The sequence below is a fragment of the Stenotrophomonas sp. GD03794 genome, from assembly GCF_029842145.1.
GTDB classification, from domain to species: domain Bacteria; phylum Pseudomonadota; class Gammaproteobacteria; order Xanthomonadales; family Xanthomonadaceae; genus Stenotrophomonas; species Stenotrophomonas riyadhensis.
On sequence record NZ_JAOCFV010000057.1, the window covers coordinates 14,723 to 27,988 of the forward strand.

8 protein-coding genes are annotated in these 13,266 nt (G+C 65.7%); 3 read left to right on the forward strand and 5 right to left on the reverse strand.

Going from position 1 to position 13,266, the window contains the following annotated elements; genetic code table 11:
• Positions 1-17: 17 nt before the first annotated feature.
• From betA to N5D91_RS20710, 3 genes are all read left to right on the forward strand, one after another.
• Positions 18-1,700 carry a choline dehydrogenase gene (betA, locus tag N5D91_RS20700; RefSeq protein WP_049429885.1) on the forward strand — a complete coding sequence of 561 codons (1,683 nt, stop codon included), beginning with the start codon at positions 18-20 and terminating at the stop codon, positions 1,698-1,700.
• 233 nt (positions 1,701-1,933) lie between these two features.
• The gene (locus N5D91_RS20705) at positions 1,934-3,610 is read left to right on the forward strand and encodes a long-chain fatty acid--CoA ligase (protein ID WP_153854881.1); all 1,677 of its coding nucleotides are present in this window, start codon (positions 1,934-1,936) and stop codon (positions 3,608-3,610) included.
• A 161-nt stretch (positions 3,611-3,771) separates the two neighbouring features.
• Positions 3,772-4,644, forward strand: coding sequence for a crotonase/enoyl-CoA hydratase family protein (locus N5D91_RS20710; protein WP_110712188.1), 873 nt, complete (start codon positions 3,772-3,774; stop codon positions 4,642-4,644).
• 73 nt (positions 4,645-4,717) lie between these two features.
• Here the strand turns inward: N5D91_RS20710 and N5D91_RS20715 are convergent, their stop codons facing one another.
• From N5D91_RS20715 to N5D91_RS20735, 5 genes are all read right to left on the reverse strand, one after another.
• Positions 4,718-6,895, reverse strand: a complete 2,178-nt coding sequence (locus N5D91_RS20715; RefSeq protein ID WP_180855066.1) for a response regulator — start codon at positions 6,893-6,895, stop codon at positions 4,718-4,720.
• Complete coding sequence (locus tag N5D91_RS20720; protein ID WP_110712186.1) at positions 6,892-8,037, reverse strand: two-component system response regulator; 1,146 nt, start codon at positions 8,035-8,037, stop codon at positions 6,892-6,894. Before N5D91_RS20720 ends, N5D91_RS20715 begins: the two co-directional genes overlap by 4 nt.
• A gap of 205 nt (positions 8,038-8,242) precedes the next feature.
• Positions 8,243-9,754, reverse strand: a complete 1,512-nt coding sequence (lysS, locus tag N5D91_RS20725; RefSeq protein WP_110712185.1) for a lysine--tRNA ligase — start codon at positions 9,752-9,754, stop codon at positions 8,243-8,245.
• Positions 9,755-9,939: 185 nt separating this feature from the next.
• Positions 9,940-11,580, reverse strand: a complete 1,641-nt coding sequence (locus N5D91_RS20730) for an acetolactate synthase large subunit (RefSeq protein WP_153854882.1) — start codon at positions 11,578-11,580, stop codon at positions 9,940-9,942.
• A 63-nt stretch (positions 11,581-11,643) separates the two neighbouring features.
• Positions 11,644-13,029 carry an NAD-dependent succinate-semialdehyde dehydrogenase gene (locus N5D91_RS20735; protein ID WP_180847591.1) on the reverse strand — a complete coding sequence of 462 codons (1,386 nt, stop codon included), beginning with the start codon at positions 13,027-13,029 and terminating at the stop codon, positions 11,644-11,646.
• Positions 13,030-13,266 lie beyond the last annotated feature (237 nt).

Consider the following 13,266-nt stretch of genomic DNA (forward strand, 5'->3'; position numbering starts at 1 on the left):
GCCCGCAGGAGACACCCATGAGCACCCATAACGAGTACGACTACATCATCATCGGCGCCGGTTCGGCCGGCAACGTGCTGGCCACCCGCCTCACCGAAGATGCCGATGTCAGCGTGCTGTTGCTGGAAGCCGGTGGCCCGGACTACCGGCTCGACTTCCGTACCCAGATGCCGGCGGCACTGGCCTTCCCGCTGCAGGGCAAGCGCTACAACTGGGCGTACAAGACCGATCCCGAGCCCTTCATGAACAACCGCCGCATGGACTGCGGCCGCGGCAAGGGCCTGGGCGGCTCGTCGCTGATCAACGGCATGTGCTACATCCGCGGCAACGCGATGGACTACGACAACTGGGCCAGCATGCCCGGCCTGGAAGACTGGACCTACCTGGACTGCCTGCCGTACTTCCGCAAGGCGGAAACCCGTGACATCGGCCCCAACGACTACCACGGTGGCGACGGCCCGCTGCGGGTGACCACGCCGAAGGCCGGCAACAACGAACTGTTCGCTGCGATGGTCGAAGCCGGCGTGCAGGCCGGCTACCCGCGCACCGACGACCTCAACGGCTACCAGCAGGAAGGCTTCGGCCCGATGGACCGTACGGTGACCCCGAAGGGCCGTCGTTCCAGCACCGCCCGTGGTTACCTGGACCTGGCCAAGCCGCGCCCGAACCTGACCATCGTCACCCACGCGCTGACCGACCGCATCCTGTTCTCGGGCAAGCGTGCGGTGGGCGTGCAGTGGCTGCACAACGACCAGCCGCAGCGTGCCACCGCGCGCCGCGAAGTGCTGCTGTGTGGCGGCGCCATCGCCTCGCCGCAGATCCTGCAGCGCTCGGGCGTCGGCCCGGCCGACCTGCTGCGCAGCCTCGACATCGACCTGGTGCACCACCTGCCTGGCGTCGGCGCCAACCTGCAGGACCACCTGGAGATGTACCTGCAATACGAGTGCAAGAAGCCGGTGTCGCTGGCGCCGGCACTGAAGCTGTACAACCAGCCGGCGATCGGTGCCGAGTGGTTGTTCCTGGGCACCGGCATCGGCGCCAGCAACCAGTTCGAAGCCGGTGGCTTCATCCGCAGCGACGCCGAGTTCGACTGGCCGAACCTGCAGTACCACTTCCTGCCGGTGGCGATCAATTACAACGGCTCCAACCCGATCAAGGCGCACAGCTTCCAGATGCACGTCGGCTCGATGCGCTCGCCCAGTCGCGGCCGCATCCACGTGCGTTCGAAGGACCCGCGCGAACATCCGAGCATCCTGTTCAACTACATGTCGCACGACCAGGACTGGCGCGAGTTCCGTGCGGCGATCCGGATCACCCGCGAGATCTTCGCGCAGCCGGCCCTGGCCCCGTACAGCGGCCGCGAAATCTCGCCGGGCAGCGCGCTGCAGACCGATGCGCAGATCGATGCGTTCGTGCGCGAGCACGCTGAGACCGCCTACCACCCGTCGTGCTCGAACAAGATGGGCCATGCCGATGACCCGATGGCCGTGGTCGACGGCCAGGGCCGCGTGCACGGGCTGGAAGGCCTGCGCATCGTCGATGCCTCGATCATGCCGCAGGTGGTGACCGGGAACCTCAACGCACCGACCATCATGATGGCCGAGAAGCTGGCCGACGTGATCCGCGGCCGCACCCCGCTGGCCCGCAGCACCGCGCCGTACTACAAGGCCAACGGCGCACCGGTACGCAAGCAGGGCTGACGCAAGCGGCCCTTCGGCAGACGCACACCCCTAATCGGTAGGTGCCCACCTTGGTGGGCACGCCTCCACAGCGCCCCCTCGCAATCCTGTGCCGACCAAGGTCGGCACCTACCACTGCAGCCTCCGCGACCCCTCTTCGCGTTTTCCCTACGGCGGGGTATGCTGCAATGACCGGCCATTGTCGATACGCTCAGGGCCGGAACCTAATACATCACGATTCCTGGAGGGGGAATATGAGTCTGGATCGTCCCTGGCTGCAGAGCTATCCGAAAGGCGTTCCCGCCGAGATCGACGTCAACGAGTTCCATTCGGTAGCTTCGGTCTTCGACGCTTCCGTCGCGAAATTCCGCGACCGTCCCGCCTACTCCAGCTTCGGCAAGGTACTCACCTATGGTGAGACCGATGCGCTGGTCAACCAGTTCGCGGCCTACCTGCTGGGTGAGCTCAAGCTCAAGAAGGGTGACCGCGTCGCCCTGATGATGCCCAACTGCCTGCAGTACCCGGTCGCCACCTTCGGCGTGCTGCGTGCCGGCTTGACCGTGGTCAACGTCAACCCGCTGTACACCGCGCGCGAGCTCAAGCATCAGCTGATCGATGCCGGCGTGACCGCGCTGGTGGTGGTCGACAACTTCGGCGACACCGTCGAACAGGTCATCGCCGATACGCCGGTCAAGCATGTGATCACCACCGGCCTGGGCGACCTGCTCGGTGGCAAGGGCGTGATCGTCAACTTCGTGCTGAAGTACATCAAGAAGATGGTGCCCAACTACCATCTGAAGGGTGCCGTCCGCTTCAGGCAGGCGCTCAAGCTGGGCAGCCGGCACACGCTCCCGAAGGTCGAGATCGACCACGACGACATCGCCTTCCTGCAGTACACCGGTGGCACCACCGGCGTGGCCAAGGGCGCGATGCTGACCAACCGCAACCTGATCGCCAACATGCAGCAGGCCTCGGCCTGGATCAGTGCGTCCGGCATCGAGATGGGCAAGGAGTGGATCATCACCGCCCTGCCGCTGTACCACATCTTCGCACTCACGGCGAACGGCCTGGTCTTCATGAAGTTCGGTGGCTGCAACCACCTGATCACCAACCCGCGCGACATGAAGGGCTTCGTCAAGGAGCTCAGGTCGGTGCCCTTCACCGCCATCACTGGTGTCAACACGCTGTTCAACGGCCTGCTCAACACCCCCGGCTTCGACACGGTCGACTTCTCGTCGCTGAAGGTCACCCTGGGTGGCGGCATGGCGGTGCAGCGTGCCGTGGCCGAGCGCTGGAAGAAGGTCACCGGCGTGACCCTGGTCGAGGCCTATGGCCTCACCGAGACCTCGCCGGCGGCCTGCATCAACCCGCTCACCCTGACCGAGTACAACGGCTCGATCGGCCTGCCGATCCCGTCCACCGATGCCTGCATCAAGGACGACAACGGCAACATCCTGCCGCTGGGTGAAGTGGGCGAGCTGTGCATCAAGGGCCCGCAGGTGATGAAGGGCTACTGGCAGCGTCCGGAGGAAACCGACAAGGCCATCGACGCCGACGGCTGGCTGCACACCGGCGACATGGCAAAGATGGATGCGCAGGGCTTCTTCTACATCGTCGACCGCAAGAAGGACATGATTCTGGTGTCCGGCTTCAACGTCTATCCGAACGAAGTCGAAGACGTCATCGCGATGATGCCGGGCGTGCTGGAAGTGGCCGCGGTCGGCGTGCCGGACGAGAAGTCCGGTGAAGTGGTGAAGGTCGTGATCGTGAAGAAGGACCCGAACCTGACCGCCGAGATGGTCAAGGAACATGCCCGGGCGAACCTGACCGGTTACAAGCACCCCAGAATCGTAGAATTCCGAAAAGAGCTGCCGAAGACCAACGTCGGCAAAATCCTCCGTCGCGAACTGCGCGATACGCCCGCCCAGTAAGGGTTTACGGCAGATTGAAGGGTATCGGGCCCGGGACGGAAACGTCCCGGGCCCTTTCGCATACGCCGCCGCAGAGGCGGTGTAGCATCGCCGCGTGTGTGGACCGTTCGGCCCGCCGGCCACCCACTTCATTCTGCGGGCCGCATGCCGAGGACCCCTACATGAGCACCATTGAAAAGCTGCCTTCCAGCGGCTCGCGTTTTACCACCATCCGTACCGAAGACAGCGCCGACGGCGCTGCCCACTGGCTGTTCATGCACGCCGATGCCAGCACCGGCGTGCGGCCATGCTGCCGCAAGGACATGCTCGATGAGATGTGGAGCTACATGGCCGCCATCACCCAAGGCCCCGCCGAGCGTCACAGCGGGAAGCTGAGGCATTTCGTACTGGCGTCCGATGCCGTCGCCTACAACCTCGGCGGTGACCTGGACCTGTTCACCCGCCTCATCCGCGAAGGCAACCGTGACCTGTTGCTGACCTACGCCCAGCGCTGTGTGGAGGGTGTACACCATCTGCATACCGGGTTCGGCGGCGATGTGCGCTCGATCGCCCTGATCCAGGGCGACGCCCTCGGCGGTGGCCTGGAAATGGCACTGGCCTGCCATACCATCGTTGCCGAGGAAGGCAGTGGTCTCGGCCTGCCGGAAGTGCTGTTCGGCCTGTTCCCGGGCATGGGCGCCTATTCGTTCCTGTGCCGCCGGGTGTCACCGCATCTGGCCGAGAAGATCATCCTCGACGGCCGGGTCTACAGCGCCGAGGAAATGCACGCAATGGGCGTGGTGGACGTGCTGGTGAAGAAGGGTGAAGGCCGTGCCGCCGTCGAAGATCTGATCCGCCAGCAGCAGCGGATTCCGCAGTCCTACCTGGCGATGAACGCCGCGCGTGGCATCGCCCAGGCCGTCAGCTACGACGAACTGCTGGAGATCACCAAGGTGTGGGTCGATTCCGCCCTCGCCCTCGGCGACCGCTCGCTGCGCACCATGGATCGCCTGATCAAGGCCCAGACCCGTCGCGCCGGCCTCGACGCGGCCTGATTCACCCCCTCCCCCCAGAAGGGTTCAAGCCCGGTTGGCCACCGGGCTTTTTTTATCGGTCCAACGCCATGGCTCAGCGCGCCTCGCCGTCATCAGCGGCACCACGGCTCCGGCGTTCGGCCCGTGCATCCAACGCACGTCGGCCTTCCTTGATCGCGTCCTGCAGGATGGCCAGGCGCGTACGCCATTCAGCCTTGAGCTGCCAGTCGGCCATCCGCATCAGCTCGCCGGCGCGGCTTGACGCCCGCATCAGGCCCAGGTTGCTGGCCACGCCCTTGATGGCATGGGATTGTTCGCGGAACACTTCCCACTGCGCAGCTTCGCCGGCCTGCTCGGCCTTGCCCATGCAGGTCGCGGCATCCTCCAGGCACTGGCGGATGAATTCACGCTCGAACCCCTCCCCCATGCCCAGCGAGGCCAGCTCGTCCAGCACGCTGCTGTCGAGCACGCCATCCTGCAGCGGCGTCGTCGGCCGTACCACCGGCGCAGCCATGGTCTTCAGCTGGGCGTTGCTGGCGATCTCGGCCAGCGTGTCGAGCAGCCGCACCGCCACTACCGGCTTGGCCAGGAATGCATGCGCACCGGCCTGGGTACAGCGCTGGATCGCCTCCGGCGTGACGTCGGCACTGAGTACCAGCACCGGTGTGCGCGGGCCACCGCCGGCCTGCATCACCCGCAGTTCCTTGAGCATGTCCAGCCCGCTCATGCCCGGCATGTGCAGATCGACGATGACCGCGTCGAATTCACTGTCGGCCAACGCATCCAGCACCGCTTCGCCGCCGTCCACGCACAGCACGCGGTGGCCGGCCTTCTGCAGCAGGCGCTGCAGGACCATGCGATTGGCCTCGTGGTCGTCGGCCACCAGGATCTGCATGCTGCGCACGCGCGCCCGGTGACGCAGGAACGGATCGGCAAAGGCGATCACGTTGCCACCCTGCCCCACCTCCTCATCTCCGGACAGGCTCGGCACCGCCCCCGGCACCATCGGCTGCGGCGGCGCGAACGGCAGCTCGACCCAGAAGTGACTTCCGCGCGGCGGGTTCTCCAGGTAGCCGATGTCACCGTCCATCGCTTCAACCAGGCCCTTGGCGATGGTCGTCCCCAGACCGGTGCCTTCGTGGCGGCGCGCCATGCTGACGTCGGCCTGCTCGAACGCATCGAACAACCGCGTACGCATGGCCGGCGCCACGCCGATGCCGGTATCGAGGATGTCGAAGCGCAGGCGCACCGCGCCGCTGGTGTCGGCGTGTACCACGCCGACACGGATCTCCACCCGGCCATGGTCGGTGAACTTGACTGCGTTGCCAGCCAGGTTCAGCAGGATCTGCCGCAGGTGGCCGACATCGCCGCGCAACCGTGGCGGCACGCCGTCGGCGATCTTCACCCGGTAGTCCAGCCGCTTTGCCTTGGCCTGCGGCAGCAGGATCAGCCCGATCGCCTGGATCACGTCGGACAACGCGAAATCCTCAGCCACCACGCGCAGTTTGCCCGCCTCGATGGCAGAGATGTCCAGCACCTCCTCCACCAGGGCCAGCAGGCTGCGCGATGATGCCTGGATGGTGTTGAGGCACTCGCGCTGCTCGTCATCCAGGCGCGTGGTCGCCAACACTTCGGTCATGCCATTGAGGCCATTCAATGGCGTGCGGAACTCGTGGCTCATGTTGGCGAGAAAGCGGCTCTTGGCCTCGCTGGCACGGCGCGCTTCGGCCATCGCCTCGGTCAACTGCCGCAGCAGTGTCGAGAAGTACAGGGGCACTGCCGCCAACCCGAGCCAGAGACCGATGGCCAGGCGGAAGTTCTGCTCCCAGTACGGGGTCAGCAGCACGGTACAGCCGAAGCTGACCATTGCCATCGCCACCGCCACATACAGGTAGTGATTGCCGAAACGCATGCCGTTGCCGACCGTCACCCACATCACCACGATGTAGACCCAGGCCAGTGGCTCGCCCATCTGCACCATGCCGGCGGCGATCAGGCCGTAGTCGGCCAGCATGCCCAGCACGCGGCGCGGATCGGAGCGTTCCGGTCGCCACAGCAGCCAGCCGAACAGCAGCAGTGACAGGCTCAGGCCTGTCAGCACGATCGCCAGCACGCCCGCGTACTGCTCATGCGGCAGGTCGTGGCGCGGTGCCGGCAGCAGCACATAGACAAGGATCAGGCTGATCAGGACAATGCGGACGATCTGCTGGCCGTGTTCACTGTCCTGGCGTTGGGCCAGGCGCAGCCTCAGCTGCGACCACAGGCGTTTCACGCGCCCAGCCCCGGGCGCGCGGAGGCCATCGAATGCTCGGTGCAGATCTGGTCCAGCTGTTCGCGGCCACGCAGCAGCGCGTCCACGCAACGTGGGTCGAACAGTCGGCCACGCTGGGCATACAGATAGGCCAGGGTGGCTTCCATGGTCCATGCTTCCTTGTACGGACGCGGGGAAATCAGGGCATCGAAGACATCGGCAACGGCCACGATGCGCGCTTCCAGCGGAATCGCGTCCCCGACCAGCCCATCGGGATAGCCGCTGCCGTCGTAACGCTCATGATGGCGCAGTGCGATCAAGGCACCGACCTGGATGAAACGATTCTGGCTGCCACTGAGCAGCTCATGGCCGATCCGCGGGTGCCGGCGCATGATCGCCAGCTCTTCCTCATTGAGCTTGCCCTGCTTGAGCAGCACCGCATCGGGAATGGCGATCTTGCCCATGTCGTGCAACGGGGCAGCCATCTCGATCAGCCTGACATCATCCTCGGGCAGGCCGAGCTGCTCGGCGATCAATCCTGCAACGCGCGCCATGCGCTCCAGATAAGCGCTGGTACCGGCATCGCGGAACTCGATCGCCCGGGCCAATCGCGACAGAGTCTCGCGTTCCCGTTCCTCGACCTCGTGCATGCTGGCCAGCAGTCGCTGCTCCAGCGACAACGCCCGCTGCTTCACGTTCTCGGTCTGCTGGCGCAGCTGCAGCAGGTTGTAGCAGCGCGCACGCAGTTCACGCGGGCGGATCGGCTTGACCAGGAAATCGATGACACCCGCTTCCAGCGCGGCCTGCCGGATCGGCTCATCACCGACCACGGTGATCAGGATCACCGGAATGTCGCGATGCTTGGGCAGGCGGCGGAAACGGCGCGCAAACTCGAGCCCGTCCATCTCCGGCATGCGGTAATCGAGCAGCAGCAGGTCGACCGGATGCGCCTCGCACCAGGCCAAGGCAGTCAGCGGATCACCGAAGTCATACACGCTCAGTTCGGGCGCGATGTCCTCGATGACGTGGCGCAGCATCGTCCGGGCGGACGTCTGGTCGTCAACAATGACGATGTTCAAGGCGTACTCTGCCTGGTTTCTCGACCATGCTGGATCATCAGCAGGCGAGGATACTCTGCCGCTGCGAACGCTCGCACCCTGCATCGGCCTGGCTCCCGTGTCATACGTCCCGGTTCATGATCGTCGTCGCATTGTGAAGCGGACTCTCCACGATGCATCATCCCCCTGCCGCCGATCAAGCCACAACAGGCGTCAAGGTAGTGCATTAACGATACGCCGAGTGCGGGAGGCGTCAATCGCGCCGTCTCATTTCGAGACGGCGCGCACAATCAGGAGTCAGGAAAGCGACTTACTGCTCCGGACGCATGTACGGGAACAGCAGCACATCGCGGATCGAGCTGCTGCCGGTCAGCAGCATCACCAGGCGATCGACGCCGATACCGAGGCCGCCGGTCGGGGCCATGCCGTACTCCAGCGCACGGATGTAGTCGGCGTCGTAGTGCATCGCCTCGTCGTCGCCGCCCTCCTTCGCTGCTACCTGCGCCTGGAAACGCTGGGCCTGGTCTTCCGGATCGTTCAACTCGGAGAAACCATTGGCCAGCTCCTTGCCGTTGACGAACAGCTCGAAGCGGTCGGTATAGCCCGGATCATTGTCGTTGGCGCGGGCCAGCGGCGAGACCTCCACCGGATGGTCGGTGATGAAGGTCGGCTGGATCAGGGTGTGTTCGACGGTGGCTTCGAAGATCTCCAGCAGCAGCTTGCCCCAGCCGTAAGACGGCTTGACGCGGATCTTCAGGCGCTCGCAATGGCGCAGCAGCGCGTCGCGGTCGGTGCAGTCGGCAGCAGAGATTTCCGGGTTGTGGTGGCGCACCGCCTCGTCCATGCGCCAGCGGCGGAACGCCGGACCCAGGTCGATCTTCGCGCCGTCCCACTCGACTTCGGTGCCACCGTTGACGGACCTGGCCACGTCGCGGATCACGCCTTCGGTCAGGTCCATGATCTCGTTGTACGTGGCATAGGCCTCGTACAGCTCCATCATGGTGAATTCCGGATTGTGGCGGGTGCTGACGCCTTCGTTGCGGAAGTTGCGGTTGATCTCGTACACGCGCTCCAGGCCGCCCACGGTCAGGCGCTTGAGGTACAGCTCCGGCGCCACGCGCAGGTACAGGTCCAGGTCCAGCGCATTGTGGTGGGTGGTGAACGGCTTGGCCGCCGCGCCGCCGGGGATGTAATGCATCATCGGCGTCTCGACTTCCAGGAAGTCGCGGTTGTCCAGCCACGCGCGCATGGCGCGGATGATCTTCGAGCGCTTGATGAACACCGCGCGTGACTCCGGGGTCACGATCAGGTCCACATAACGCTGGCGGTAGCGCTGCTCGACGTCGGCCAGGCCGTGCCACTTGTCCGGCAGCGGGCGCAGCGACTTGGTCAGCAGGCGGATCGATTCGGCCTTGACCGACAGCTCGCCGGTCTTGGTACGGGTCAGGCCGCCTTCGACGGCGATGATGTCGCCCACGTCCCAGCCCTTGAAGGCGGTGTAGGCGTCACCCAGCACCGCGCCCTGCAGGAACAGCTGGATGCGGCCGGACTCGTCCTGGATCTGCGCGAAGCTGGCCTTGCCCATGATGCGCTTGGCCATCAGGCGGCCGGCCATCTTCACCTGGCGGCCAGCGCCTTCCAGGGCTTCGGCGGTCCACTGCTCCGCGTCGGCGAACTCTTCCTGCAGGCGGCCGGCGAAGTCCTCGCGACGGAAGTCGTTCGGGTACGCGATGCCCTGCCCACGCAGCGCTTTGAGTTTCTCACGGCGCTCGGCGATCAACTTGTTTTCGTCGACGGGGGGGGTATCGGTAGCTTCGCTCATGGATCTGCGGGAATCGTGTAGTGAGGGGGAATGTTGCGCCCGGCACAGCCGGTTGCCCAGCATACCAAAACCGCCCTGCCCCGGCCCCGGCCGCCCCCTGCCCCGGTAGCAGCCTGGGGTCAGATCCCTTTTGCGAGGCAAAAGGGATCTGACCCCATCCGGGACCCTGCCAGGACCCTGGATAGCTACCTGTTTCCTGGGAACGCCTGGCGCAGCTCGTCCACCAGCACCCGCTCGTTCTCCGAGTAGTCGATCGGCACCGACACCAGGTGCACCCCACCCTCGTTGAAGGCCGCTTCCAGGGTCGGAATGAACTGCTCGATGGCGGTCACCTCGTGGCCCTTGCAGCCATAGGCCTCGGCGTACTTCACGAAATCGGGGTTGCTGAAGGTCATGCCGTAGTCGGTAAAGCCATCCACCGCCTGCTTCCAGCGGATCATGCCGTAGGCGCCATCGTTGAGGATCAGCACCACCAGGTTCAGGCCCAGCCGCCGCGCGGTCTCCAGCTCCTGGCTGTTCATCATGAAGCCGCCGTCGCCGCACACTGCCAGCACCCGCCGCTGCGGGTACAGGATCGAGGCCATGATCGCCGACGGCAGGCCCGCTCCCATCGTCGCCAGCGCGTTGTCCAGCAACAGCGTATTCGCCACCTGGGTGCGGTAGTTGCGCGCAAACCAGATCTTGTACATGCCGTTGTCCAGCGCCACGATGCCGTCCGGCGGCATCACCTGGCGCACGTCGTGCACCAGCCGCTGCGGGGTGAACCCGGCCTCTTCGGCACGATCGGCGAGGTGCTCGAGAATCGTCGTACGCAGCGGCAGCAGCGCACCGGCATTGGGCACCGCGCCTTCGATGCGGTCGGCCAGCTGGGTCAGCGAACGGCCGATATCGCCGATCACCTCCACCTGCGGGAAGTACACCTGTTCCACCGCCGCCTGCGAATAGCCGATATGGATCACGGTCGGCCCACCCGGGCGCATCACGAACGGCGGCTTCTCGGTGACCTCGTGGCCGATGGTCACGATCACGTCGGCCTGGTCGATCGCCATGTGCACGTAGTCGCGCTCGGTCAGCGCCGCAGTGCCCATGTACAGGCCCGAGCCACCGGCCACCGCGCCCTTGCCCATCTGCGTGGTGAAGAACGGAATGCCGGCACGCAACACGAACGCCGACAGCGCTTCGCTGGACTGCGGCCGCGACGCCGCCGAAGCAATCATCAGCAGCGGACGCTTGGCATTGCGGATGATCTCCGCCGCGCGATCCAACGCCTCCGGGCTGGCAATCGGACGATCCACCGCGTGCGGCGGAATCAGCGCGACGCCCTCGACCTCATCGGCAGCGATATCCTCCGGCAGCTCCAGCAACACCGGGCCCGGGCGCTCTTCCTGGGCGACACGGAACGCCTCGCGGACGATGGTCGGGATGGTGCGCGCCGACACGATCTGCCGCGCCTGCTTGGTCAGCGGCTTCATCGTGCTGACGATGTCAACGATCTGGAAGCGCGCCTGCTTGCTGGCGACGATTCCCTTCTGGCCAGTGATCATGATCACCGGCCACGCACCGAGAAGCGCGTAGGCGGCACCGGTGGTGAAGTTGAGCGCGCCCGGGCCGAGCGTGGCCAGGCACACACCTGGCTTGCCGGTCAGCCGGCCATAGGTGGCCGCCATGAACACCGCCGCCTGCTCGTGGCGGGTGATGACCAGCTCGATGCTGGAATGGCGGAGCGATTCGACCACGTCGAGGTTCTCCTCGCCGGGGATGCCGAAAATACGTTCGACGCCTTCGTTCTCAAGCGCGGCGACGAGAAGGTCTGAACCCTTGGACATTGGAATGCCGTCCTTTTCGCTGGACTGATGATGGATCGTTGCAGGAAGGGTGGAAGCCGCGCGTCAACGCTTGTCGAACCACACGGTCTGCGCGTTGACAAACTCGCGGATACCGAAGTGCGAGAGCTCGCGGCCGAAACCGCTTTTCTTCACGCCACCGATCGGCACGCGCGGGTCCGAGGCGGAGAAACCGTTGACGAACACGCCGCCGGTCTGCAGCCGGCGCGCCAGCTGCATGGCCCGTGCACGATCGCCGGTCCACAGGTTGCCGCTGAGGCCGAATTCGCTCTGGTTGGCCAGTTCCACCGCATGATCGGCGTCGCGGGCGCGGCTGATCGAGGCCACCGGCCCGAATGTCTCGGTATCGAAGGCCTGCATGCCCGGCTCCACGCCGGCCAGTACGGTGGGGGCATAGAACGCGCCCGGACGATCCAGCTGGTGGCCACCGACCAGCAGCTGCGCACCCGCATCCACCGACGCCCGCACCTGCGCATCCAGCTGCTCCAGCAGGTCCTGGCGCGCCATCGGGCCGATGCGGTTCGCCGGGTCGCGGCCGTCGCCGATGGTCAGCGCCTGCACCTTCTGGCAGAACTGCGCCACGAACCGGTCGTAGACCGCGTCTTCGACGATGATGCGCTTGCCGGCAATGCAGACCTGCCCGGTGTTCTGGAAGCGCGAGGCCACGGCGGCATCGACCGCAGCGTCCAGATCGGCATCGGCCAGCACGATGAACGGATCCGAGCCGCCCAGTTCCAGCACCACCTTCTTCAGCGCCTGCCCGGCCTGGGCGGCGATGCTGCGGCCGGCGGCCACGCTGCCGGTCAGGGTGACCGCAGCAATGCGATCATCTGCGATCGCGCGGCTGGTGCCGTCGCGGCTGATGTTGGCGGCAATGAAGGTGCCTTCCGGCAGCCCTGCGTCGCGCCAGGCGGCATCAAGCAGCTGCGCGGTACCGACGATGTTCTCGGCCGGCTTCAGCAGGAAGCCGTTGCCGCCCATCAGGATCGGTACCGCCGCGCGCATCACCTGCCAGTAGGGGAAGTTCCACGGCATGATGCCCAGCACCACGCCCAGCGGCAGGTAGGACACGTAGGCCTTGTCATCGGGCACCTGGGTCGGTTCGTCGCGCAGGAACTGCGCGCCATTGTCGGCGTACCAGTCGCACAGCACGGCACACTTCTCGATCTCGGCCAGCGATTCGGCCTGCACCTTGCCCATCTCGGCGGTGGCCAGCGCGGCCAGCTTTTCACGGTCACGGCGCAGTACCACCGCCATCGCACGCAATACGTCTGCGCGCTGTTCGAGGCTCCTGGCGCTCCAGGCGGCGAAGCCGGCCTGGCCGCGATCCAGGATCGCTTCCAGCTCGGCGTCGGTGGCGAAGGGGTGGCTGGCGATCTGCTGGCCGGTGGCCGGATCGCGGGAAACAGCAGTGGTGGGGGCAGCGGACATGCAGGGCTCCTGTTGTCTCGACAACGGGCGGTGGCCCGTCTCCTGCACAGGAATGTGGACCCGATGGGCGGGCACAACAAGGCGTCTGCTTATCCTGTGACCTGCACTTACCTGCCTGAATGGGGTGGATTCTCCTGGCAGGGCTGCGCCCTGCACCCGCCGAAGCAACGGCAACAACCGTAGCAACAGCACAAGCTGGTTTCCTATGGGATGGCGGGGTGGGTCCGGTTGCGGGGG

Excerpts from the sequence above, each read along its gene's own strand:
- N5D91_RS20735 (WP_180847591.1), bottom strand. The coding sequence starts at position 13,029 with ATGTCCGCTGCCCCCACCACTGCTGTTTCCCGCGATCCGGCCACCGGC.
- N5D91_RS20710 (WP_110712188.1), top strand. The coding sequence starts at position 3,772 with ATGAGCACCATTGAAAAGCTGCCTTCCAGCGGCTCGCGTTTTACCACC.
- lysS (WP_110712185.1), bottom strand. The coding sequence starts at position 9,754 with ATGAGCGAAGCTACCGATACCCCCCCCGTCGACGAAAACAAGTTGATC.
- N5D91_RS20720 (WP_110712186.1), bottom strand. The coding sequence starts at position 8,037 with ATGCAGGGTGCGAGCGTTCGCAGCGGCAGAGTATCCTCGCCTGCTGAT.
- N5D91_RS20730 (WP_153854882.1), bottom strand. The coding sequence starts at position 11,580 with ATGTCCAAGGGTTCAGACCTTCTCGTCGCCGCGCTTGAGAACGAAGGC.
- N5D91_RS20705 (WP_153854881.1), top strand. The coding sequence starts at position 1,934 with ATGAGTCTGGATCGTCCCTGGCTGCAGAGCTATCCGAAAGGCGTTCCC.
- betA (WP_049429885.1), top strand. The coding sequence starts at position 18 with ATGAGCACCCATAACGAGTACGACTACATCATCATCGGCGCCGGTTCG.